Origin of the sequence: Moritella sp. 36 (genome assembly GCF_018219415.1) — a bacterium.
Taxonomy (GTDB): Bacteria; Pseudomonadota; Gammaproteobacteria; order Enterobacterales; family Moritellaceae; genus Moritella.
Genome location: NZ_CP056120.1, coordinates 3548723 through 3574067 on the forward strand (window position 1 = coordinate 3548723; position 25345 = coordinate 3574067).

General features: G+C 39.6%; 24 protein-coding genes and 2 tRNA genes. 9 read left to right on the top strand and 17 right to left on the bottom strand.

Annotated features, from left to right (window positions below; translation table 11 throughout):
* Nucleotides 1-35: 35 nt before the first annotated feature.
* From HWV03_RS15635 to HWV03_RS15695, 13 genes are all read right to left on the bottom strand, one after another.
* Nucleotides 36-126 (bottom strand) — tRNA-Ser (locus HWV03_RS15635).
* 126 nt (nt 127-252) lie between these two features.
* On the bottom strand, nt 253-2103 hold the full coding sequence (locus HWV03_RS15640) for a ricin-type beta-trefoil lectin domain protein (protein ID WP_211676748.1): 1851 nt from the start codon (nt 2101-2103) through the stop codon (nt 253-255).
* A 322-nt stretch (nt 2104-2425) separates the two neighbouring features.
* Nucleotides 2426-2516 (bottom strand) — tRNA-Ser (locus HWV03_RS15645).
* 207 nt (nt 2517-2723) lie between these two features.
* Entirely contained in the window at nt 2724-3101 is a 378-nt protein-coding gene (gene frdD, locus HWV03_RS15650; RefSeq protein WP_211676749.1) for a fumarate reductase subunit FrdD, read from the bottom strand.
* A 9-nt stretch (nt 3102-3110) separates the two neighbouring features.
* A complete protein-coding gene (locus HWV03_RS15655) occupies nt 3111-3500 on the bottom strand; it encodes a fumarate reductase subunit C (protein ID WP_211676750.1) in 390 nt (129 codons plus the stop codon).
* 24 nt (nt 3501-3524) lie between these two features.
* Entirely contained in the window at nt 3525-4280 is a 756-nt protein-coding gene (locus HWV03_RS15660; RefSeq protein ID WP_274609795.1) for a succinate dehydrogenase/fumarate reductase iron-sulfur subunit, read from the bottom strand.
* Nucleotides 4280-6067 carry a fumarate reductase (quinol) flavoprotein subunit gene (frdA, locus tag HWV03_RS15665; RefSeq protein WP_211676751.1) on the bottom strand — a complete coding sequence of 596 codons (1788 nt, stop codon included), beginning with the start codon at nt 6065-6067 and terminating at the stop codon, nt 4280-4282. Before frdA ends, HWV03_RS15660 begins: the two co-directional genes overlap by 1 nt.
* A gap of 324 nt (nt 6068-6391) precedes the next feature.
* Nucleotides 6392-6796, bottom strand: a complete 405-nt coding sequence (locus tag HWV03_RS15670; RefSeq protein WP_211676752.1) for a DoxX family protein — start codon at nt 6794-6796, stop codon at nt 6392-6394.
* Between the two features lies 1 nt (nt 6797).
* Nucleotides 6798-7217 (bottom strand): organic hydroperoxide resistance protein, encoded by a 420-nt coding sequence (locus HWV03_RS15675; RefSeq protein ID WP_211680260.1) that lies wholly within the window; start codon nt 7215-7217, stop codon nt 6798-6800.
* Between the two features lie 261 nt (nt 7218-7478).
* Nucleotides 7479-8315 carry a YbaY family lipoprotein gene (locus HWV03_RS15680; protein WP_211676753.1) on the bottom strand — a complete coding sequence of 279 codons (837 nt, stop codon included), beginning with the start codon at nt 8313-8315 and terminating at the stop codon, nt 7479-7481.
* A gap of 49 nt (nt 8316-8364) precedes the next feature.
* The gene (locus HWV03_RS15685; RefSeq protein ID WP_211676754.1) at nt 8365-10704 is read right to left on the bottom strand and encodes an amidohydrolase family protein; all 2340 of its coding nucleotides are present in this window, start codon (nt 10702-10704) and stop codon (nt 8365-8367) included.
* A 92-nt stretch (nt 10705-10796) separates the two neighbouring features.
* Complete coding sequence (locus tag HWV03_RS15690; RefSeq protein ID WP_211676755.1) at nt 10797-11879, bottom strand: alpha/beta hydrolase; 1083 nt, start codon at nt 11877-11879, stop codon at nt 10797-10799.
* Nucleotides 11880-12123: 244 nt separating this feature from the next.
* A complete protein-coding gene (locus HWV03_RS15695) occupies nt 12124-13287 on the bottom strand; it encodes a flagella assembly protein FlgT (protein WP_211676756.1) in 1164 nt (387 codons plus the stop codon).
* Between the two features lie 207 nt (nt 13288-13494).
* Here HWV03_RS15695 and HWV03_RS15700 point away from each other — a divergent pair, with 207 nt between their 5' ends.
* The 3 genes from HWV03_RS15700 to HWV03_RS15710 are packed head-to-tail and all read left to right on the top strand — an operon-like array spanning nt 13495 to nt 14950.
* A complete protein-coding gene (locus HWV03_RS15700) occupies nt 13495-13755 on the top strand; it encodes a hypothetical protein (protein ID WP_211676757.1) in 261 nt (86 codons plus the stop codon).
* Between the two features lie 40 nt (nt 13756-13795).
* Nucleotides 13796-14482 carry a FlgO family outer membrane protein gene (locus HWV03_RS15705; RefSeq protein WP_211672415.1) on the top strand — a complete coding sequence of 229 codons (687 nt, stop codon included), beginning with the start codon at nt 13796-13798 and terminating at the stop codon, nt 14480-14482.
* Nucleotides 14483-14491: 9 nt separating this feature from the next.
* Nucleotides 14492-14950 (top strand): LPP20 family lipoprotein, encoded by a 459-nt coding sequence (locus HWV03_RS15710; protein WP_211676758.1) that lies wholly within the window; start codon nt 14492-14494, stop codon nt 14948-14950.
* A gap of 94 nt (nt 14951-15044) precedes the next feature.
* On the opposite strand, the gene menA is transcribed toward HWV03_RS15710, so the two are convergent.
* The gene (gene menA / locus HWV03_RS15715) at nt 15045-15911 is read right to left on the bottom strand and encodes a 1,4-dihydroxy-2-naphthoate octaprenyltransferase (RefSeq protein ID WP_211676759.1); all 867 of its coding nucleotides are present in this window, start codon (nt 15909-15911) and stop codon (nt 15045-15047) included.
* A gap of 135 nt (nt 15912-16046) precedes the next feature.
* Entirely contained in the window at nt 16047-18266 is a 2220-nt protein-coding gene (locus HWV03_RS15720) for a transporter substrate-binding domain-containing protein (protein WP_211676760.1), read from the bottom strand.
* 104 nt (nt 18267-18370) lie between these two features.
* Between HWV03_RS15720 and HWV03_RS15725 the strand changes: the two genes are divergently transcribed.
* Entirely contained in the window at nt 18371-18517 is a 147-nt protein-coding gene (locus tag HWV03_RS15725) for a hypothetical protein (protein ID WP_211676761.1), read from the top strand.
* A 243-nt stretch (nt 18518-18760) separates the two neighbouring features.
* Entirely contained in the window at nt 18761-20020 is a 1260-nt protein-coding gene (locus HWV03_RS15730) for a dicarboxylate/amino acid:cation symporter (RefSeq protein ID WP_211676762.1), read from the top strand.
* A gap of 116 nt (nt 20021-20136) precedes the next feature.
* On the opposite strand, the gene HWV03_RS15735 is transcribed toward HWV03_RS15730, so the two are convergent.
* Both HWV03_RS15735 and uraH read right to left on the bottom strand, forming a co-directional pair.
* Nucleotides 20137-21501, bottom strand: coding sequence for an NCS2 family permease (locus tag HWV03_RS15735; RefSeq protein WP_211680262.1), 1365 nt, complete (start codon nt 21499-21501; stop codon nt 20137-20139).
* Between the two features lie 64 nt (nt 21502-21565).
* Nucleotides 21566-21919, bottom strand: a complete 354-nt coding sequence (gene uraH / locus HWV03_RS15740) for a hydroxyisourate hydrolase (RefSeq protein ID WP_211676763.1) — start codon at nt 21917-21919, stop codon at nt 21566-21568.
* Between the two features lie 389 nt (nt 21920-22308).
* On the opposite strand from uraH, the gene puuE reads away from it, so the two are divergent.
* The 4 genes from puuE to HWV03_RS15760 are packed head-to-tail and all read left to right on the top strand — an operon-like array spanning nt 22309 to nt 25333.
* Nucleotides 22309-23223 carry an allantoinase PuuE gene (gene puuE / locus HWV03_RS15745; RefSeq protein WP_211680264.1) on the top strand — a complete coding sequence of 305 codons (915 nt, stop codon included), beginning with the start codon at nt 22309-22311 and terminating at the stop codon, nt 23221-23223.
* A gap of 1 nt (nt 23224) precedes the next feature.
* Entirely contained in the window at nt 23225-23752 is a 528-nt protein-coding gene (gene uraD / locus HWV03_RS15750) for a 2-oxo-4-hydroxy-4-carboxy-5-ureidoimidazoline decarboxylase (protein ID WP_211676764.1), read from the top strand.
* 14 nt (nt 23753-23766) lie between these two features.
* Nucleotides 23767-24762 (top strand): allantoicase, encoded by a 996-nt coding sequence (alc, locus tag HWV03_RS15755; RefSeq protein WP_211676765.1) that lies wholly within the window; start codon nt 23767-23769, stop codon nt 24760-24762.
* Nucleotides 24763-24796: 34 nt separating this feature from the next.
* Complete coding sequence (locus tag HWV03_RS15760; protein ID WP_211676766.1) at nt 24797-25333, top strand: ureidoglycolate lyase; 537 nt, start codon at nt 24797-24799, stop codon at nt 25331-25333.
* The last annotated feature ends 12 nt before the right edge of the window (nt 25334-25345 follow it).

Sequence of the window (25345 nt, forward strand, 5' to 3'; positions counted from 1 at the left end):
AACTTAAATGAATAAGTTCCGGCTTCTCTAATAGATGGCGGAGGAGGAGAGATTTGAACTCTCGAGGAGCTATTAACCCCTGCTGGTTTTCAAGACCAGTGCATTCGGCCACTCTGCCACCCCTCCGCAGCAGGTCCGAATAATAGGGTAAACGCCGTTATTTGTAAATACACATCACAGAATAAATTATAAATTTATTTCAACGAGTTAAATAAACAACCAATTGTATAAAAACAACACTGCCGGATAACACTATTGTACTGTGACCGCGGATCTATACCGACCATTTTGCGAATTTAGTTTTGCTTTAGGCCACATTTGGAAGGCAGCATCTAATGCATCAGCCTTTTCAATAGACATTGCTTCATTCACCCCCCTGCCCTTAACCACTTTAAAGTCACCAGATGACGTCGTTGTATATAACAAGGTATTGTCATAGATGTTATTACTCAATGGTGCGGTATACCACATCCACGTTTGATTGTTACTGCCGTACGTTTTACATTGTGCGACTTTCAATTGTCCTTCTGAACTGTCTAAACACAGGGCTTTATTATTAACATACACATACTTCCTTTCCGGTGTATAAACAAATAGCTGATTGGTATTCGATGGGTCACAAGGTTCTGCTGTAACATCCTGGCTACCATTAACGGTAAAGCAATGCGCTGTATTGACAGATAAATATGGGTAAGTTATGACACTTGGCTCAGTACCTGCGAATATAGGACTATCCCAGTTAACGTTTAACTTAAGCGATAATGTATAAGCTTTCTGAATATAGTCATTGCCATAACCCTTGCGGCTATTCACCCCACCCCAATATAAATTGCCAATCCACCACTTTGCGAATCCTTGTAATGACATACCACGTATATCCGTCAGAACAGTCAAAACTGACTGGCCACTTGCACTGTTATTAGCAGAGTAAGTAACGGAATATTTTGGTAAAAAACCATTGCTATATGGCGTTGAATTCAAGTTGTGGAATGTTTTAAAAGGCGGCTCTATACCATCTAAATAGTCCCATCGGTCCCGCGAATTATTCACAAGACCGTAGTATCTATGATTATCAGAACCATACTCTTTATTTTTATATTCTACGCTGTGTGCGGTTCGTGCAGAATTGGCGTAGTAATCAAAATAATTACCATTTTGAAACGTCATTGATTTTGATGATTCAAAACCAATTTCATTAATCGGTACTTTCGGAATACTAACACCTAAACTAAAACTGATGTTGGAGTTATAAGTGTAACCTGATCTATCCTGATCATTGTTACGCGGAAATGAGTCATATAACTCAGCTTTACCATCGTTCCAACTTGTTGATATTTTTACTTTATCTAAATATTCTCTATAGGAATACTTGAGTAACTGATGAGGTGCAGAGTTTGTTCGGATCGTCTTGTAATCTCTCCCCCTCCCCTCCGTTGGATTAAAATTAATCCCACTACCGCCAACCAGCGTAACGCGAACATATTTCGCATTATCGCTATTTTGATAATAAGTAGGCTTAGATGCGATTGTTTCCACTTCATAATTTAAGATGGCAACATCATTCTTTGTTGGATAAAAACCTTGATTTAGTTTAACCACCTGTCTAAATCGCCAGCTATAATTTGATGATGCATTACTTGAGTCACTAAAAGTTTCCCCTGCGTGACTAACCAAACTTTCCGCCCTTGGGAAACTGTCAACAATAGATAATTGCGTAGGGTTAGACACCCAGTCTGATTCCACACTATTAATGAGATCGATAATTACATCTTCTTCATAGGTATCGAGTGTGGTAATTACTCTTTCAGATTCAACATTAGGATTACTCACTAAAACGTATGGGCTCATCACGCCAATATTCAATAGCTGAGTTGTAGCAATACTTCGAATTTGTTCCTTTGCTTTGGATAGATTGATAAAAACGTACTTTTCACACGCTGTAATATCAAGATCTGCGTTAATATCATCAGGCTCTATGTAACACGATTCTTTATAAAATTGGCTAGACATCAATCCAGCCTGAATAGTGTCTTTATCTTCAGCAGCAAAAGCAGGTAAGCAAGCACTAGAAAGTAATGATAATAAAATAACGTTTTTTTTCACAATAACCTCTATACAATTATATTGGATAATACTGGGGGTTCGGAATGATTAACCATTACTGAGCTTGTGAGCAAATGAAACACGCTAATTACCTGTTACACAAAGGTTAATCATCATGAAATTTTAACAGGGTATATTGAGTAACTCATTGTAGGTCCCCATTTTATGTGAACGAACGCAATAAAATGTAAAGAAATGCAAAGATAATGTGAGCGAACTCAACCAAATGTAAAGCGACTTAAAGAAGTGAATTTAAATTAGAAATGATACAGAAAGCAAAAAGCCGGAACTTAAATGAATAAGTTCCGGCTTCTCTAATAGATGGCGGAGGAGGAGAGATTTGAACTCTCGAGGAGCTATTAACCCCTGCTGGTTTTCAAGACCAGTGCATTCGGCCACTCTGCCACCCCTCCGCAGCAATGGAGCGAATATTAGAACAACTTAGATAAGATGTAAATGCTGTTTTGTAAATAAACCAACAAGCATTCAAAATGTATTAAATAACAAACATTCTGTATATAAATATAACGCTTCAACGAAAACAACAAGTAAAAGAGCAAAGGCATCACTTCATGTTTAATCTAGAAGCAACACCTTTAATTCTTAGACTTAAAATCTAACTAAGCCATTTGTAGTAACAAGGTAAATACAAACACACTTACCGCAAAGGCAAAGCCATAGCTTAGTACTTGCTGCCAATCTCGGCCACGTTTAATGCCTAAATCATGTAATGCATGAAAGATGCGGTGTAAGGTGTGCCATAGTGGTAGTGCAATTAACACGAGAATAATTGCCGCGCCATACCAAGTCGTCGCAAAACCATACAAAGTTTGATAGTTAAAACGGCCTTGTTCTATAATCCCCAACGGAATTAATAACCCAGTAATTAAAATCATCACAGGAGTCAAAAAACCCGTTAACATTCCACCAGCACCGAATAATCCCCAAAAAACAGGTTCGTGAGATCGTATGTAGGTTTTCTTGTTCATCTCAGACATAACGGCTCCTTACAGCATAATAACAAATAGACAAAAAACCGTTGCAACCGCAAAAGCAACATAATGCCCAGAGACAATTACTTTGTCATCAAGGCGTTTGCCTTGTATCCATAAATCAACAGCTTTAGGCGCTAATGAAAACCATGTTACAGTGTGGTACAGCGCAAACGCCAATGCGATAAAATGAAAAATAATCGCCACTGGATTTTGTAGTGATTCCAACCAAGCATTAAATGCAACTTCACCCTGGCTAAGTCTTAATACACCCCTAGCAAGTATCAAACTATAAATAGTAATGAATACACTGCTGCCTTCTCGGATCATGTATTTGGTATAAAAAAGTTGCTTCATCCACCAATCAGTGGGTAATTCTCTTGTATAAGGTTTACGTTTACTCATTGCTAATTCCTCACTATTCAGTGTTTATTGATCAGGCTGAAACATACCTATTAAATAGTCTTTACTGCTTTCAACTTTTAGCAATTGAATAGCCCCCGCTGGATCAACCCCTTTTGGGCAAACCACGGAACAATAACCAACAAACGTACAACCCCAAACGCCCTCTTCTTGATTGACTATTTTCATGCGTTCAGCTGTACCAGCATCGCGACTGTCGCGGTTATAACGCGCGAGTAATGCAAGAGCTGCAGGCCCGGTAAATTTAGTGTCTAACGCATATTGTGGGCAGGCTGCATAACAAAGGCCGCAGTTAATGCACATTGAGAATTTTTTGTATTTATCCATTTGTTCAGGTGTTTGCTTATAAGCGCCGTCAGATAAACATTTCTTCTCTTGTGAACCTGTTTTTTCAGGAATGATATAAGGCTTTATGCCTTCTAATTTTTGAATAAAGTCATCCATTACCACCACTAAGTCACGCTCAATAGGGAAATTAGCCAATGGTTCAAGTTTGACATTATTAGGGTAGTAATCACGCAGGAACGCTTTACAACCTAGCTTTGGTACACCATCAACCATCAAACCACAACTGCCACAGATCGCCATACGACAAGACCAACGGAAGCTAATAGTACTATCCAGATTGTCTTTAATATATTGCAGAGCCTCTAAAATAGACATATCGGCTTTGTAGGGCAGTTCAAACGTTTGGGTAAAAGGCTTATCATCCATTTCGGGGCGGTAACGAAGAATATCGATTTTAATACTTTGATGAGTCATTATTTTGCCTCCTGCGCTAATTTTTCACCAGCAGCACCATAAGCACGGACTGCGGGCTGACTCTTGGTGATCTTTACATCGCTATAATCAATTTTTGGTGCTTTGTCTGCTTGGTAGTACGCAAGTGAATGTTTTAAGAATTTCACATCATCACGCGCTTCAAAGCCATCAATACGTTGATGAGAACCTCGAGATTCTTCACGTAAAATCGCACTGTGTGCCATTGCTTCTGCCGTATCGAGTAAATAGCCCAGTTCAATTGTGTATAAGAAGTCAGTGTTAAAGACGCTCGATTTATCTTCGACCTTAATATGTTTATAACGCTGCTTAAGCTCGGCTAATTTATCAATCGTCTTTTGCATCGATGCTTGAGTACGGTAGATACCAACGCCCTCTTCCATGCAGTCGCCCATTTCTTGACGAATATCAGCAGGTTTTTCAGAACCATCGCTGTGCAGAAGGTCATTCATGCGTTTAATTACCGCTTCAGCTTGTGCTTTCAGTGGTGCAATATCTTTATGCTGATGATTACTCGCATAATTAGCTGCTTCTTGACCTGCAAGTTGACCAAATACAGCAAGTTCTGTCAGCGAGTTCGAACCAAGTCGGTTAGCGCCATGTAAACCAACAGATGCACACTCACCAATAGCATACAGACCAGAAAGCGAGGTTGCTGTTTTAGCATCAGTGGCAATACCACCCATCGTATAATGTACTGTTGGGCGCACTGGAATTGGATCATATACTGGGTCAACACCGACATACGCTTTTGCGAGTTCACGGATAAATGGCAGGCGCTCATTAATTTTATCTTCGCCGAGATGACGCAGGTCTAAATAAATATAATCACCACGTTCACCTTCGACTACCCTGCCTTTTTGCTGTTCTTGCCAGAAACATTGACTGAGTTTGTCACGGGGGCCGAGTTCCATGTATTTATTCTTAGTTTGCCCTACAGGTACTTCAGGTCCCAAACCGTAATCTTGCAAATATCGGTAGCCATCTTTGTTCACTAAGATACCACCTTCACCACGGCAACCTTCGGTCATTAAAATGCCGCTGCCCGGTAAGCCTGTTGGGTGATACTGTACAAATTCCATATCGCGCAGTGCAATACCATGACGATAAGCCAGTGACATACCATCACCAGTAACAATGCCACCGTTGGTATTATAGCTGTACACACGCCCTGCACCACCTGTAGCCATGATCACCGATTTTGCTTGGATCAGTTTGATTTCACCTTCAGCGATATCAAGAATAACAACACCTTGGATCTTGTTATCTTCAACAATTAGGTCTAAACAAAAATGCTCATCGAATCGAGTGATCTTAGGGTGCTGTATCGAAGTTTGAAACAGCGTATGTAAAATATGAAAGCCACTTTTATCGGCTGCAAACCAAGTGCGTTCAATTTTCATGCCGCCAAAGGCTCGAACATTAATTGAACCGTCTGGTTTACGACTCCACGGACAGCCCCAATGCTCTAATTGCGTGAGTTGTTTCGCAGCATTCTCGACGAAGTACTCGACCACATCTTGTTCACATAACCAATCACCACCGGAAACCGTATCGTTAAAATGGTTTTCTAAAGAATCATGATCTTGTGCTACACCTGCGGCACCGCCTTCTGCTGCGACGGTATGGCTGCGCATCGGATAGACCTTGGAAATAAGTGCAATATCAAGATCTGGATGATTTTCCGCGATTTCAATTGCAGCTCGTAATCCCGAGCCCCCGGCACCAATAATGGCGACATCTGTTTTAATTATTTTAAATTTATGCATTTTCACCCACATCAAAAGTCAGCTTAAAAACAAGTAACCAATAAGGGGTATTTTAATATGGGTTGTAGCTGTAGATCTTGATGTGAATCAATAACAATATCTAAATATTCAACTGGATAGATTGATTAAAAACAGGTCTATTTTATGGATACACATCTACTAACAACGCGCATATGGCAGGCATAAAATATACCAAAGCAACCATAGTACGGCAGCCACAAAACAGAAAGCACTAAAGCTGTGATTTCAGCTTTAGTGCTTTCAAAATAAGAAATAACGGGACTGTCATCTCTCAACAAAATTACTTATCAAAGATTAGCGACGTTACTTTTCAATACTATCGGTGTTAGCCACTTTAAGTGATGACCAATAATGGCCTGATAACACCAATAACCCAGCAAAAATACCGAGGTTTTTAATGAAGTTTTGCATTTCATGCGCCCCTTCAAGACCAGTTAGGTTCCAAAAATCATGCAAGTTAACATTAATAACCAACACAAGTCCTGCCAGCAGTAAAGCAACAATAGCGGTATAACGATTAGCAATCAGTAAAAGCGCAGCAACAACCTGAAATATGCCTGCCGCAGCGAGTAATACAGGCACAAATGGCATGTTATGCTTTTCCATTAAACCAATGTGCATGTCCCAAGACACAAACTTCATGATGCCTGGAATTAAGAAGTACAGCGCCAACATGATGCGGCCAACGGTAAGTAATACAGTATTCATTTTATGCTTGACCCTTTACGCTAAGTTGAACATCTATATTACCACGTATCGCGTTTGAGTAAGGGCAAACCTGATGTGCCGTAGCCACCAACGTCTCTGCTTCCGCTTGCAGTAATGCTAACTCAATAGCAAGGCTTACTGTTAACGCAAAACCACCCGTCGCGTTAGGACTAATACCAACCTCTGCAGCTACAGGCGCAGCTGTAATTTTAATTTTCATTTCGCGCGCAACATGCAAGATGGCATTAGAAAAACAAGCTGCATAACCAGCAGCAAATAACTGCTCCGGATTGGTTGCAGCACCAGTGCCACCCATTTCTTTTGGATAGCTTAGTTCTAGCGATAACATGCCATCATCAGTCGCAACTTGACCGTTACGACCCGCAGATGCTGTTGCAGTTGTTGTATAAAGTGTTGTCATCATAAATTCCTTAATTAGATTAGATTAAATTACATTACATTGCGCACAACTCAATTGCATCTACTATATTCCTGAAGACGATAAATTACAACTAGATTGCGCGCAATTTATATTTAATGAGTCATAAATAGAAAAAAGCACCATCATGAAAAACATGACAGTGCTTATATAATCAGAAAGAAAATAAAGGCTAGATGATCTAATAACAGCTGGTTATCGGCAACAGCAACTCAACGACCTTCGTTATAGAGAGCTACATTACTACTTCTTTTTTTGGGCTGTAAATTTCCCTAACGCAAGACCGCTATTACTGTATAACGTTAAAGTATTATCAATTACGTTATAATTATCAGTTTCTGATAAAGCCGTTAAAAATTGCGCTTCTACATTCATTTGTTGAAAACATAGCTTTTTAGTTGTTAATAATTGCGTCAGATTAACGTTATTCGCCTGTCTGTCATAATTACCACTAAAACGGTTGCAGCCCGCAAATCCCATCACTTTATTATCATCTTGACTGAATGTAATATAGGGTGTGTGTAGAGTCACACCTGCAGTAACTGCCTCTGTACCTAGCATAGATAACTGCCAGTGCGTTCCCGTTAAACGTACTTGCCCATAACCATTGATTCCAGGACGTACTTGAGAAACCAAAATTTCGGTTGGTTTCGCGCTCTGGTTAGTAAACGCATCAACTTGCTCAGTATTAGTAAATAGCAACTGGCCATCAAGCTCAATCTGCGCCCGTAACGCATAACGATGCTGCGGCTTTATTTTCGCAGCGTTATAGCGTAAATCCATTTTATAGGGTGGAGACCCGACAGCAGTGATCGTTTGCTGAGCAATAATTTCTGCGGCCACATCCATTTTCGAAATATCTTCCAATACCAAGCTCACTTGTGCACCCGGTGGTAAAGCAATACGCTGTAGGTAAAACACATTCGCTGTAATACTGTGTTGCTGGGTAGTTGCCGCGTCCCCAACTCTAGCACTTCCCTGCTCGGTAGTTGCACAGCCACTCAAGCCTATTAACAAGCTAGTAATAACCGCAGTCGTTAAAAGCGTTTTACGATTTAGCAGACGTCTATTTTTTTTCATGCAAATAACTACCTTAATATAATTTAAGACTAATCAACAGCTTACAAACTTACTGCGCAGGCGTTGATTGAGGAGTCTGTACAGTGTCACTGACGGTGTCAGGTTGCTGTGGAATAGAAATAGGCTTAAGCACCAATTCAAATAACTGTCCTGACAGCTTATTCAACTCAGGTAAATCTAGAGTAGCTGAGTACAGTGGTTTACCATCATGTTCAATTCTCGCGCGAACAACATACTGACCATTGTTATCAAATAATGCGGGATCGTATTGTAACGAAATATTATAAGGGGGTGATGTATGGGCTTCGATCGTTTTTTGGCCTAGTATTGAACTGCTTATATCGGTTTTAGAGATATCTTCCAATGTAATAGTAACGGTTGAAGACGGCGGTAAGCTCTGACGCTCTAAATAGATAACACGCGTTTCTAAATGCTTCATTTTAGGCGCAACCACGACTGTATTTACCTGATCTTCAAAAATGACGCCCCACACTGGAATATCTTTAATCTGCATGGGCGTTACTTTTAACGGGTTTTGCTCAAGCAAGGTGAAATTAGCTGCTTTACCCACAACGATAGAACCAATTTTATCTTCCAATCTTAACGTATGGGCTGCATTAATGGTAATAGCCTGCATCGCCTGATAGGCAGTAATACGTTCTTTTTGCGATACTTTGTTAAGCTCAGATGTTTCTCGGTTAACCGCAGTCCAAGCAAGTGTTAGCGGTTCCATAGGTGCCATAGCAAAATCAGAATGAAATGAAACGGGAATATTTTTCTTCATCAAACTATTAACACGCACCAAGTTTTCGGCACGATCACTGCCCAACCCAACTTCCGAATATTTATCCGCTAAGGCCCATAAATAATACGGATTCACAGATGCTTCGATGTCTAATTCAGCCATCTGTTTAACTTGTTTTTTGGTGAAATAACCCATATGGTGCAAAGTAAATCGATGGTCCTTTCGCGCTAATTGAACTTGATCAGCTTGATTAAAATCCAATACTTTCTGAATACCTAAATCACCATTAGCATGCACATGGATCTGATAACCATTTTTCCAATAAAAACTGAGTTGTTGCTGGAATAAATCCAATGGCGTCACCCACTCACCTTCATGACCGTCTAAATAACCATCTTGCATTTGCATCAACTGAGAGTAAATAGCACCATCCGCAAACAGCTTAATTTGCTTAGGTAAAAATTTAATATTCTCGGTATTATATTCATCTTCTAAAGTTTCGATGAAATCTAATGCTTTCTGATTACTCTGCCCATTTGCATTATATAAATACGTACCACTCGGGATGAGAAAGACATCATAAGGTGGTTTTTGATCCATTTCTGATTTTAATAATTGATATTCCAAATCAAAATTAGAGCTAGGAAATCCCGGTTCGGCTATCGTTGTAATACCATTTTTAAGCACTAATTTAGACATGATATTTAACCCTAATTTATAACTTTCAGGATTAATTAAATCAGCCGTAATCTTAGGTAATAATGCTAACCAGCCACCTTCATAAAAATGACCTTTGTCCCAATCAACTTGCGGATTGTTAGCAAAGTCATCTTGCTTAAGACCTAATTTGTTAATCGCAGCATCGTTCAAGAATATTTCGTGAAAAGAACGGTGAATAACAGCAACAGGTTTATCTGGCGACAGTTCATTTAATATTTCACGTGTTAATTCACCGTGCCAGTGTTGATGATAACCCCACACAAAAAAGACGCTATCTTTTTCGGCATTATCATCAATTGATTGCTTTAAACGCTCAAGATAAGCGAAATGACCAGATACCCCTTTCTTAACTACGTTAGGTAACACCCAATCATAAGGAGCAATAATCTCATTAGGCAAAATAACAGCCGCGATTGAAGGGTGTACGTGCGGCTCGATAAAACCGGGTAACATAGTTTTCCCGCTAATATTAATTAGCTTGGTATTATCCCCACTGAACTTCATTGCTTCTATTTTAGAACCAACAAAAATTATTTTTTTATCTTTCGTTGCAACTGATTCAGTATAAGTCGGCTCAAACCCTTCCATCGTCAAAATATCACCACCAAAATAAATGGAGTCAGCAATGATAGGTAATGTCTTTACAAGTAAAGTAGTGGGATTCTGTATTGATAAATCACTAGAAACAGGTGCTTTCAACGCGGCGTTGTCAGTAGCATTTGCTATACCTACGGGCTGTGATTGTTTGTCTGCTAATTGAGTTGCTATCAACTCATCCGACACAGTGATCGCAGATCCCTCGACCGCCACTGTGGCATTAACGTGCATACAGAACAATAGGCTGAACAATAATATAATTTGTATAAACCACTGCACCGAAACAGAAAACAATTGGATAGGGCTAGCTAAGCCTTGAGTTGACATTCAGCCACTCCTTTATAAGTCAGTGAAATTATAAATAAAATAGCATAACAAGCGCTATAAAACCATAAAATCACGTTGCGCTAACCGGATAGCTAACTTGCAATCATTTCCAACCCATCATCACATTGTTGCACAAATTGACGGATTTCAGCGTACGCTTCATCGGCCTCTTCTAAATCAAATAAATGCCACACATGCAACATATTAGACCATGTTTGCAAGCGCACATCAGAACCTTGCGAGCACGCCTTATTCATATAACGTCGCGAGTCATCCACCATCATTTCGGTATCACTTGCATGAATCAAAATTGGCGGTAAACCAGATAAGTCACCAAAAATTGGCGATACTCTCGGATCGCTAGGATTCATCCGGAAAAGAATGGTTACCCAGATAAGTAATATAAATTGAGGAAAATGGTGAAACTTACCCATGAATGGGTTAAGTAAAAAGTCAGTTTTAGCATTATAGCTCAAGCTGTCATAACTAAAGGTACTATCAATACAAGGACATATAGCAATGGCAGCATCAACCTGACGAATTTTTTGATGCTTTAGCCAGCCAATTAAGGATAATGTTAAATTCCCCCCAGCAGAATCTCCAGCCGCATAGATACGATGACATGCCTGTTCATTATTTAGGTTATTGGCGAGTAGCCATTGATACGCATAACGGCAATCATAGATCCCCTGCTCACGCTTACCATCAGGGATCATTGCATAATTCACAGCAAACACTGCAACACCAAGTTCACGTGCTAAACGCTCTGTAACCACCCGGTGACTCTTCGCACTGCCCACCGCAAAACCACCACCATGAATATAAAGTAAGCGCTTATTTACATCACTTTTTTTATTTATAATCCACTCACCCATAATGTTATGGCCTTGAAAACTGGTCGATACAGGGATAATCTGACAATCCAATTCAACATCACCTAAACGATCAATATTTTTTCGCAATGCATAAAGATATTTACTCGGTTTAATAAAATCGATTGGCTCTTGAATACTTGCGAGCAACTCTAGCGCTTGAGGGTATTTATACGAAGGTGTCGGACGATAAAACGTCGCATTTAAATCCGCACTATCGTATTGACGAAGATCTTCGCCATACAAATTACGAATAAAAAGAAAAAAAACTAAAATAGTAATAGCAATAATCAAAAACCACATAATGATAGTATCCCGTGTTTGAACAACCACTAATCAAGCAATAAACTGGAATAAAAGCAATAGCAGTTTTATTTAAAAAAGTAATCAGGCCGTGTAAAAAATATAACAATAACACAAGATTAGCCTAAAAATATTAACGCTAATATAGCGCTATATCACAAACCCTACGATCAGCTACAGTCAAGCAAGCCAATAGTATTTACCTAAAGTGGTTATAGATAAACAGTCACAACCACTAAATTAACTAGTTTAAAATCACCAAATCATCTATTTGTACATTGGCAGTCGGTTGTCTATCAACCGTCATCAAACTTGCTTGCTGATCATACAGTTTGGTTACTTCAACCTGGCTACTACTATTGGTTTCTTTTTTACGGCTGATACCAAACTGATCAACATAACTACCCGTGTGTTTTATCATAAATTGATCGCCTAATTTTAAGCCATTATTACGACCGATATTAATGTTCACTTCATTACCATCAACAGCAATAACACGCGCTTCCACCAATTTACATTGCAAACTTGCATCTAAATCAAACAATACATCGTCAATAATTAGTTGTAAAGATGCACCAAACTCAGAGCGCCAAAATTTTAACGTATTCGTATCCACAATACGGTGCTTAGCAAACTCCCACTTTGCCACTTTACTGTAGTTACGATCAAACAATAAATTGCCATTAAAGCCATCAAAAACTTGTATATTCAGCCGGAAATTACGATCTGGTAAGTCACCGGCAAATATCTTCGCGATACCATTCACAACTGGTTTAAATGTCGATAAGTCGGTAATCGAGCCCAAAATAATATATTGGCTATCTGCTGACTTACTAATTTGCTTAATTTCTTGTGCTGTTAAATTACCTCGCAGCGGCAAAGAGCTGCCGCTAAAACCAATGTTTTGATTAATAAATTCACGCGCATCAAATGTTTGACTATTTTTACGTAAACTTTGGTACAACAAACGACTGAAAGATTCGTTTATGTTATAGATACCACCATAACTGGCTTGTTCACGATGTCTAATACCAAAACGCAATAAAGACACAGATTTTTGATACCCTGCACTCAAGCATTTATTACGGTCTGCAACAATATCAGTGACAATTTGAACGCTGATTTTATCCAGCTTTACCGACTCACTTTTTAAGCGAATATCTCTCACTTCGCCATCCATACGGACCTGAAATCGATCAGATAATATTTTCCCACCATTAAAGCTTTGTAAGCTTGAAACCGACGCGCCAGCATATAACAGTGCTTGTTTCAATGCATTACGTACTGCTAACTCGCGAGCAATATCAACATCACCATCAATAATAATAGCCTCACCCTCAACCTCATACCATTCCGCATGTAGAGTGAAAGAACAACAAACTAATAATAGTAGGAGAACGTTTTTCATTTTTAATCGCATATGAATTCTGAATATGTCTATTTTAAAAGCAAAATTTGTACCAGATCAAATTTTTATAAAAATAAAACAGTATCGAGGTTAAGTTATATAGATAAAACGCTATTATAATAATAAATAATACCGAACCTAGCTTATTGGCAAGTAATTTGCTTGTATTTATCTATAATCACGTATCGCGCAACTTTAGGAACAAATATGAAGCGTTTTTTACTACCGTCATTAGCGGTTGTGTTGACTTCAGCATGCACAGTGATAGAAGAACCTGGACATGTTTTATTAACGGGCGCAAATACCAAAGTACAGCCTGTCGTTATTAAACAGATTATTGTTCAACCTGTTTACCAGCCAAATGCCAATATGGCACAAAGTGTGCTTACTAAAGAACAATACAATAATATATTCAGAAGTCCTTATACCTATCCTTACCGCCGAGACACCTCAACCAGCGGAAAATAACGGTTTAACGACAATAATTAAAAGCACTTAAGGAAGTAATATGAAAAAGGCAGTCATAGCTATCAGCCTAATTACCTTACTCAACGGTTGTGCATTAAAACAGCCACCTAGTACCCCTGACGAGGATAAAGAAACACCGCCTCATTCAACTTGGGGTGGTAATTCTTATGAGCCAAAATATCCAAGAAGTTTATTACCAAACCAGCCGATAAACTACACCCAAGAATTAAGTTTTATCATCCGTGGTTTAGCGGATCAATTGATCGTCAATGATTTGTCTATTATTCCCAATAATGAACCGATTGCCGTCACTTCTTTCGTCAACCTTGACGATCTGTCGACAACAAATTGGCTCGGCCAATCGCTATCGGAATCCTTTATTCACGAATTAACCATTCGCCGTATTCCAGTGATTGACTATAAAACCACAGGTACTATCAGTGTGACTGGTCAGGGTGATTTTGTATTCACCCGTGATTGGAAAAAATTACGCGGTCAATTACCTGTATCACGCATCCTAACGGGCACCATGTCACGTAACAGTGAAGGTGTGATCGTTAATATGCGGGTCATTAATATGGAATCAGGTTTTGTTGAGTCAACAGCGCAAGGCATTATCCCTAACCATTTGGTGATTGGTGGTTCAAATAGTATGGGGCCACTCGAAGGCCGTGGTCGTTATATTTATCGTACTGGTTCAGCGCCTTCTGTTCGTATTACTAATTAAGGTTTATCAATGAAATATCTGCGTTTGCTTATGCTTGTAACTCTGGTTAGTTTAACAGGTTGTACACTATTAGAAAAAAATACGGTTTATGATATCAAAGAACCAAAGTCCTTCCCTGTACTCAAAGCAGTTGGCTATGCTGCGTTGAGTTCTCAGCCAGGCAATAGTGAAAGTGAACGCATGCTTAATGCAATGCGTGCATCTAAATTAGATGCTTATCGAGAGTTAGCAGAGCAAGTCAGTGGCCAAGAGATTTATAGTGATACCAACTATAGATCGCGAACGCTGCAAGGCGAGAAAATGGAGGCATCAGTATCCGGTATCATCCGTGGTGCACGAGTGGTGCAAACTTACCCTATTAATGAAGATGTATACGCAACAGAGCTAGAGCTCGATTTTAAACGCGTTTTTGAGTTATATAAGAATACATCGTCAATGCCAACTCGCGTCCAAAAAACACGCTATTAAGTACATCCGTATTTGAAGATAACCTAAAATAGAAATACCGAGTTACATCCCAACTCGGTATTTTTTCACTCATTAATAACCTATCTATTCTACATTAACCAATGACTAAATCCGCCGAATACAATACCCCCCACAATAATACCGTCATCGAGGTTTGCGCTAACTGCAAATTTAATTGTTTGCCATTACGTTGATAAATAGCGATACACAATGCGAGTTGCACTGGCAATACTAAAATCATAATGAGTACAGGGTAACTGTCCACAGTCATTAATAACGAAGGTAATAGCATAGTTATACAATAAAGGTGCTTACTTGCTTTCACGCCCAAGCGGGTTGCTAAGGTAAATTTTTTCGCGCGACGATCGGAAGTAATATCACGAATGTTATTCACCAGCATAATTGCGACAACGAGAAAGCCTACCTGACTAGCCGGAATAAAGACATCGATAGTCAGCACTTGTACCTGCAGATAGTAACTTCCGACAACGGCAAGCCAACCAAAATAAAGAAAAACAGCCACCTCACCAAGTCCATGTGAAGCCAGTGGTCGAGGGCCACCGCTATAAATATACACACCAACTAGTGATAGCAACCCTAACAAAACATAAATCCAGCCACCCACATAGATAAGATAACAACCACTGACAATAGCCAGAATACACATGGTAATGATACCAGCGCGCAAATCTTCAGCCGATATGAGCCCTTTTTGCAACGCACGAGCAGGACCGAGTCTATCATCACCGTCGACACCATTTTTACCATCGAAATAATCATTAGAAAGGTTAACCGCAATTTGTAATGTCATGCAGCAAATCATGCAAAGAATGGCGATATAAAAACTGAAATTATGTGGGGAGTCGACCCAAGCTAGCGTTTGCCCAAGTAAAATAACCGCCAGTGCGACCAGTAACGTTTTTGGACGTGTAACAAGAAACCAAGAGGATAATGAATTCATAGTATTTAACGGCGTAAAAAGAGAATGAAACCAGCATAAAATACCCCTTTAGTGATGTCCACTTTTATTAAGGGGATAAAAAAGGTCATCCCAAATAGAATGACCTTACGCAATATTTAGTGTAATAACCAACGATTATTTACTCGTAAACCGCTCTTTTCTCAAAATATTATCATATGTTTCAAAACGTCGCTTAATCTCACGAATGTAATGCACAGGCTCTTGTCCACGCACATACCCATAACGCGCTTTAGCTGCATATTTAGATTGAGACAGCAATAACATGGCTTTCTCTACATGGCCAAACCAGACATCATCACGCCATCCTTTTTGTTTAGCTAAACGCATTGCATCTCGAACATGCCCAGCCCCGGCATTATATGACGCTAACGTGAACCAGATTAACTGATTATCTTTAACCTCATCTTTACGCATACGTTCACGCACCCAATTCATATACAAAACACCGGCTTTAATACCCTGCTTAGGAACATGCACATTACTGATCCCTAATTCTTTCGCTGTACGCGGCATTAATTGGAACAAACCTTTCGCGCCCGCCATTGATTTAGCGTTAGGATTGAAACGACTTTCTTGATGCATTTGTGATACTAACAAACGCCAATCAAAATCATATTGGCTCGCGTATTCTTTCACAATGTCATCATAAGGTGATAATACGCCGGAATTATTTTGACGAACGTAATCTTTATAGTGGGTATCTAAACGTCTTTGATTCTTAAAGTATTTATTGTAAATAACGTTATAAAATAGCCCCTTGTAATGCTTCTTAATAAAGGCATTCGATTTTTCTAATAGCTTATTATTTCCCGATGTAACCGCCCAGCTTTGGGATTTAGGTGCACCTAATGCCATTAACGACTGAATATCATCACGAAATGTCATTTCAATATCAACAATATGACTATCTGCGATCGTCATCTCGTATTCTTTATCCCCCACTTTTTCAATGATTGATTCTGTTTCCTGACTTTCTGGTACGCCAATCAAATTAATATTTTTGACCGTTTTTTTCAATTCCACAGCACTCTCCCAATACGAGCTCGATGGTCTAATATAAATATTACTATTAGCGAGTTCGACGGTAGAACTAATTTCAGGATGATCTTTATGGGCGACTACTAACTCAGAAGCGTAATGATACGGGCGAGAGAAAGCGATCCCCTTATCTCGTCGCTGTACCGTCGGAGTTAAAAATCCCAATGCGATATCTGCTTTATCCTCAAGCAAATAATCAAGTAAAGCGACATTGTTCGGTGCGACAATAATTTCATAGCGCAGCTTATGCTCTTTAGCAAAGCGTTTTGCTAATTCATAATGGAAACCAAGTAACTCACCACGCCAAATATAATAAGAAGAAAGGTTATTACGTAATACAAAGCGGACTGTTCTAGACTCTTGAATTTTTTGCCATTGGGTTTTATTACTATGTTTTGATTTTCGCTTAACGTTAGCAATCAAATTTTGTTCTTTTAAAAATTGATTTAGTTGTTTTAACAACGTCTTGTTATTTGGATCAACGCCCCAACCAAGTTGACGCGTCACACTTGCCTGCAAGCTCATTTTAATGTCATCACGATAAGCAATTGCTGACTTAATTAAGTTTTTATCTTGGATGGTAATATCGTACTCACCACTGGCTAGCTTATCGTATAAGGCTTCGTGGCTAATAGCGCTATCAACTAAACGAACTTTAAGCTTAGGATATATTTTTTGTAATCCTAACGCTGTCGACTCGTAACTCTTCCCCTTTTGAATAACGATTTCACGACCATTCAAGTCTTTAGCTGAGTTTAAACTTTTACTTTGGCTACCCATCACCAAATATTCTTTAGTAAGTAAATAAGGTTCTGTAAAATTAACCAATTTAGCTCGACCACGTGTCTTCGTTAGATTTGCAGCAATAAGATCGCCTTTGCCTCCTAGCAGCATAGGAATAAGATCAACAAACTTTTTAACACGAATTTTTTCAATCTTTAAATTGTTTTCGTCAGCAAATCGTTGCAGATACTCTAATTCAATATTTTGTGGGTGCCCGCGACGAGGGAAAATAATTTCACCGCCCGCCCACGTTAACACACGTAATACCTTCTGAATTGACACAGCGACTGGTGGAATGGGTACAATATCGACATCAGGAATCACATCGTTGGTTGCCACTATAGAAGAATTGTTAGTGACAATAGACTGAATAGCAGGTTCGATACTGATCGTAGGATTTGAACTTACCACTGTATTTGGCTGTAAAGATACGATGAACGTACCAATAATCAGCATGGTAGCCAGCACAAAGTAAATCTTTTGGGCTGTCTTAGTTATTAAAAATTTATACATTACATTCCTTTATAATGTTTATAGTACCACTCGAGTATTTCGTGGTTATCTGATTATGTTATTATCAATAACCTAACTCACACTCTATATAGGGCTTTCTAATTATGCTTATTTCTTTCTTTATTGGTGTTACCTTGGTTGTTTACATTAAGCAAAAAGCACTCAAGCCAAACTCAAAAGATACGATAGTTATGTTAATTACCGATGGTTATAAATCACTGATTACTGATGTTAAAAAGATAATGAAATAATTACACAGTAACAATAGAATCGTCAACAGTAACTCATTTTGGTTATGTAAAGTTCACTTTAGCAACAAGAAAACCAATAAAAATGCATGATACAGCACACATAACTAAATATTACCAAAGGGAAAGCATGAATGGCTTTACATTTACAACATGACCGATAAACTGACCGCTCTCAACTGTGCTGAATGAATTCACAGCAGGTTATGCTCCACATTACGATAGAAAAAGTAGAGGACGTCAATTTTGAGTAATACTGAATCAGTAGGTACCCCAACTTTAAGCCAAAAATTATGGTTTAACTTACCCCTTTGGCAGAAAATTGTTATCGGTATGATCCTCGGTATTACCGTGGGTATTACCTTTGGTGAAGATGCTGTCATTCTAAAACCAATCGGGTCATTATTTGTTAACACCATTAAGATGCTAATCGTGCCACTGGTTTTCTGCTCGATCATTGTTGGTATAACTTCAATGCAAGATACCAGTAAAATGGGACGCATTGGTTTTAAAGCTGTGATGTTCTATCTCCTTTCTACTGCTGTTGCGATCTCCATCGGCCTATTATTGGGTAATGTGTTACAACCTGGCACAGGTCTAGGCTTAGTCGCTCAACAAGTTGAAACAGTAAAAGAAACAACGTCATTAGCTGATACACTGGTCGCACTAGTACCTACTAACCCAGTAGGTGCACTAGCTCAAGGTCATATCCTACAAATCATCGTGTTTGCCGTGGCACTTGGTATATCACTGACCCTGATTGGTGAAAAAGGAAAACCAGCGATCGCGGTTTTCGAAAGCCTTGCAGAAGCAATGTACAAGCTAACGGATCTCGTGATGAAACTCGCACCGTACGGTGTATTTGCGTTAATGGCATGGGTGGCTGGTAAATTTGGTTTAGCGCTACTATTACCACTAATGAAAGTCATTGGCGCGGTTTACCTTGGTAGCATCTTGCATGTGTTAGGTGTTTATAGCGCACTGATTGTATTCATTGCAAAACTAAGTCCAGTACAATATTTTCGCGGTATTGTTGATGCGCAAATTGTTGCTTTCACCACGACATCAAGTGCAGGAACATTACCAGTATCAATGAAGTGTGCACGTGAGAAGCTCGGTGTATCAAAAGGCGTATCAAGCTTTGTATTACCACTGGGTACCACAATCAACATGGATGGCACGGCGCTTTATCAAGGTGTAACTACATTATTTGTTGCACAAGCATTTGGTATTGATTTAGGCATGCCTGAATACATCACAATTATCTTAACAGCGACATTAGCATCGATTGGTACTGCCGGTGTACCAGGTGCGGGTCTTATCATGCTAACGTTAGTACTTACTACTGTTGGTCTACCTGTTGAAGGTGTCGCACTGATTGCCGGTATCGACCGTATCCTGGATATGGCACGTACTACCGTTAATATTTCTGGTGACATCGCAGCTTCGGTGATCATTGCTAAATCAGAAAAAGAATTAGATACCACGATTTACAACGCAAAATAGTGATAACGTGATATAGCTGTACGGTATACCTAAACCGTACAAACAAAGAAGCCACTGATAAGTTTCCTATTTATTGGACAACATCAGTGGCTTTCTTATTTAGTTTAAATCCGTGTTTACATAAATGCTAACTTAGCTACAAACACTGCAGTTAGTACCCAGATACTAATTGAAATTTCGCTCGCTTTACCCGATCCTAATTTCAAGAAAGTATAAGCAATAAAACCAAGTGCAATACCGTTAGCAATAGAAAATGTAAATGCCATCATAATTGCAGTAATACATGCTGGTACATAATCGGTAAACTCATCCCAATTCACTTTACTCAGACCACTCATCATCAAGAAAGAAACGAAAATAAGAGCGCCCGCAGTCGCATAACTTGGAATAATTAACGCAATATCAGTAAAGAAGGTCGCCGCTAAGAATAACACACCGACCGTCACAGCTGTTAAACCCGTTCGACCACCAGCTGCAACACCAGACGCACTTTCAACATAAGACGTTACTGGCGGACAACCCACACATGCACCCAATACGCTTGATACAGAATCCGCTTTCAGTGATTTTTTCAGGTTCTCAATTTCACCTTTTTCATTAACTAAATTCGCTTTATCCGCGACCCCCATTAGTGTGCCAGCCGTATCAAACATATTCACAAATAGAAACGAAATAATGACACTTACCATACCAACATTAAACAGCCCTTCAGCACTATAAAACAAGTGTTCAAAATCCATTGCCATGAATAATGGCGCAATGCTTGGTGGTGTAGAAATAATTGACGCGGGAGCAGAAACTAGCCCCAGAGGAATACCTGCAAGCGTTGTCACTAACATACCGATTAATACCGCACCAAATAGATTTCGACGGAATAATGAACCTATAATGAGGAAAGTTAATGCGGCAAGTAATACACTCGGCTCTTTAAAATTACCTAATGTAGTCAGAGTCGGTTCAAAAGCAACAACGATTCCCGCATTTTTAAAACCAATGATACCTAAAAAGAGACCTACACCAGCTGTCATCGCATAGCGCAAACTCTGCGGTATGCTGTCCAATATCCATTCTCGGATCTTGTAAAAACTCATTAACGCAAAGAGTACACCCGAAACAAATACAGCCGCCATCGCAACCTGCCAAGTGTAACCCATGTCAAATACGACAGTATAAGTAAAGAAAGCATTAAGCCCCATACCCGGCGCAAGTCCCACTGGCCAGTTTGCATATAGACCCATCAACATACAGCCAATTGCAGCACCAATACAGGTAGCAACAACCAATGCATCCTTATCCATACCGGTCTTGGCCATAATGTCTGGGTTTACAAAAATAATGTAAGCCATAGTAACGAAGGTTGTTAAACCTGCCATAAGTTCAGTTTTCACCGTAGTGCCATGCTTAGAGAGTTTAAATAACCGCTCCAATAAGCCATCTTTAGGTGATCCTTGCAACTCAGATCCTTGTTGTGTTTTATCCATCATACTTCCCTTATTGTATTCGGTTTTACCGATTTTACGTTTTTATAATATTTAGATTTAACAGCTAGCTACCACGATAAGTCGAATAGCTGAATGGGGACACCAACAAGGGGACATGGTAATGCGCTTGTGTATCGCTAATACCAAAGCGGATCACAATGTCATCTAAGAAAGCAGTCTCTGGTACAATCGCTCCACGAGCACGGAAATAATCAGCCGTATCAAATTGTAGTTGATACTTACCAACACGCAGTTCATCACAGGTTAATAATAAAGAATCCGTTCGCCCATCACTGTTAGTAACAGCTGAAGCGACTAACTCTAATTGATCTGCTTCTACCTTAAATAATTTAATACTGATACCAACACCTGGAACACCATTGGCTGTATCAAGTACATGTGTACTGAGTCCACTCATAATCAAAAATACCTTACTGTCGCCATTAACTATCACAGCTTAAATATCGTCTAAACTACAAATTCAATACATAGATTAATACAATATGTTAAATTTATGTTTCACATGATTACAGAAAAACACTCGAAAGTTAAATTATTAATCTGGTTTTTGTTTTAAAAACACAAAAAAAATACCTAATTAACCCCATAACAATCATTAATAAATAGAAAAAACCAAGAATACACTAACACCCCACCCCGTTTTAGGTACAAGAACAACCTTTACAAACTTGTTACACATTTATGTAGATCTTGTATACAATACTTGTAATAATTGTATAACAACGTGATTACTTATCTATAATTTAAAGAGTGATTAGCGAAATATACGCATAATAAGGAGTCATGATGACTGTTGCCTATCCCAGAGATCTTATTGGTTATGGCCAAAATGTGCCAAATGCCAACTGGCCTAACAAAGCACGCTTAGCGATCTCATTTGTGCTTAACTATGAAGAGGGTGGCGAGCGTTGCGTATTACATGGCGATAGTGAATCAGAAGCTTTTCTATCCGAAATGCCCGGCGCAGTGCCCCTACAAGGTGTGCGTAATCTCAGTATGGAGTCTTGCTATGAGTATGGCAGCCGTGCGGGTGTTTGGCGCTTATTAAGCTTATTCTCAGACTACCAAATACCGCTCACTATATTTGCCGTCGCAATGGCATTAGAAAGACACCCTGATGTCGCCAAAGCATTTGTTGCCGCGAACCACGAGATTTGCAGCCATGGTTATCGCTGGCTTGATTATCAATATACCGATGAAACCGAAGAGCGCGAACACTTACATAAAGCTATCGACATTATCAAAACGCTAACAGGGAAACGTCCGACGGGTTGGTATACAGGCAGATTGGGTCCTAACACCCGACGTTTAGTCGCTGAAGAAGGTGGTTTTTTGTATGACTCGGACGCCTATGATGATGATCTACCGTATTGGGTTAAAGCCAGTAATCAACCGCACTTAGTGATCCCTTATACCCTAGATGTGAATGATATGCGCTTTGCAACTCCGCAAGGTTTTAATAGTGGCGAGCAATTCTTTCAATACTTAAAAGACAGCTTCGATACCCTCTATGCTGAAGGCGAAACATCACCAAAAATGATGTCAGTGGGACTGCATTGCCGCTTAATCGGCCGTCCAGGTCGCGTGGCATCACTGAAGCGCTTCTTAGATTACGTACAACAGCATGATGATGTATGGCTATGTACCCGAGAGCAAATAGCAAATCACTGGATCAAACATCACCCATATGAGGACGCGTAACATGACACGTTTTAATACCTGCATCCCAAGTCAACTATCGCAATCCGATTTTGTGGCGGTGTTTGCTGATATCTATGAACACAGCCCTTGGGTAGCAGAAGAAGCCTATCAACAATACCAACAGCAAGGTATTGATGGCGATATCAATAACATTGCCACATTACAGCAATGCATGGCGGACATTTTACTTGCGGCGGCTCCTGATCAACAACTTGCATTAATCAATGCCCACCCTGATTTAGCAGGCAGCGCAGCAGTTAATGGGGAACTTACTTCCGCATCAACCTCTGAACAAGCTGGTGCAGGAATAGATCAATGTACAGCCGAAGAGTTTACCCATTTCACACAACTCAATGATGCCTATAAAGCGAAATTTAATTTCCCTTTCATCAAAGCTGTGCGCGGTGCTAACCGTTTTTTAATCCTAGCCGACTTTAAACGTCGAATTCAAAATAATATCGACACCGAGTTTAAACAAGCATTATTAGAAATAAACAAAATAGCCGCATTTCGTTTAAACGATTTATAACAAGGACGACTACAATGACTACTGAATTAAGCTTTGACCGCCATATTAACCTTGCAGATGAAAAGCTCGGTGCAGAAGCTATTTTTGCGACAGATGATTTTTTTGCTGATAAGCAACGAATGCTAAAAACAGAAGCCGCGGTATTTATACCCGACTTATATGATGAAAATGGTAAATGGATGGACGGTTGGGAGTCTCGCCGTAAGCGCCATGAAGGTTATGATTACTGTATCGTCCGTTTGGGTTTACCCGGTTCAATTGAAGGTTTGAACATTGATACATCAAACTTTACTGGTAACTATGCACCTTCAGCCTCTGTTGACGCCTGCTTTGTCGCTGATGGTCAAGATCCACAAGCAGAAACAGTATGGACAGAAATTCTCGGTTCAGAATCATTACAAGGTGATAGTGAGCATTTCTTTAGCCTAACAAGCGATGCTGCTTATACCCACGTACGTCTTAACATTTATCCTGACGGAGGTGTTGCACGTTTACGTGTTTACGGAAAGCCAAGTATTAACTGGGATAGTATCAGCGCCGATCAAGAAATTGATTTAGCCGCAACCGTAAACGGCGGTCGTGCGATTGCTTGTAACGATGAACACTTTGGTGTGATGGGTAATTTATTGAATCCAGGTCGTGGTGTAAACATGGGTGATGGCTGGGAAACTGCACGTCGTCGTACACCCGGTAATGATTGGGTAATTATCGCATTAGGTAATAAAGGCACTATTAATCGTATCGAAATCGATACTGCGCACTTTAAAGGTAATTTTCCAGATTCAGTCAACATTCAAGCAGCTTGTGTGACAGGCGGTACCGAAGAACAAATCCAAGCACAAAGCTTATTCTGGCGCGAGCTGTTACCAGCACAAAAACTATCTGCAGATAATATTCATCACTTTGAAAAACAAGTGAACTCGCTTGGTGATATTACTCACATTCGTGTAAATATTTATCCAGACGGTGGTATTAGCCGGGTACGACTGTTCGGTAGTGTATCTAAATAATCACGACTATATTATCAATATAAAGGACTTGCTGATGACTAACATTATTACACTTGAACCATTAACTGCTGAAGCGTTTAAGCCTTACGGGGATGTGATCGCAACGACGGATCGTGATTATTTCATGATCAACAATGGTTCTACGCGTCGCTACCATCAGCTTGCCGATGTCGACACCGAAATGGAGGGTGGCCGTACGATCATCAGTATCTTTCAGGCAACACCATTAACTTATCCATTATCGGTAAGCATGATGGAGCGTCACCCGCTAGGTTCACAGGCGTTTATTCCTTTATTTGGCAATGCGTATTTAATTTTAGTCGCCGCACCAACTGGTGATTTAAAGCAAGAACGGTTAGATAGCCAAACCATTCGTGGCTTTATCAGCGATGGTTCACAGGGTATTAATTATCACAAAGGTGTTTGGCACCACCCTATCCTCGCGTTAACAAACCAAGATAAGTTTTTGATCGTCGATCGCGCTGGACCGGGTAATAACTGCGAAGAAGTACATTTTACCGATGCTGAAACACGTATATTTAATAAAGACGTACTCAGTACGCAACTATAATAACAGGGAGTA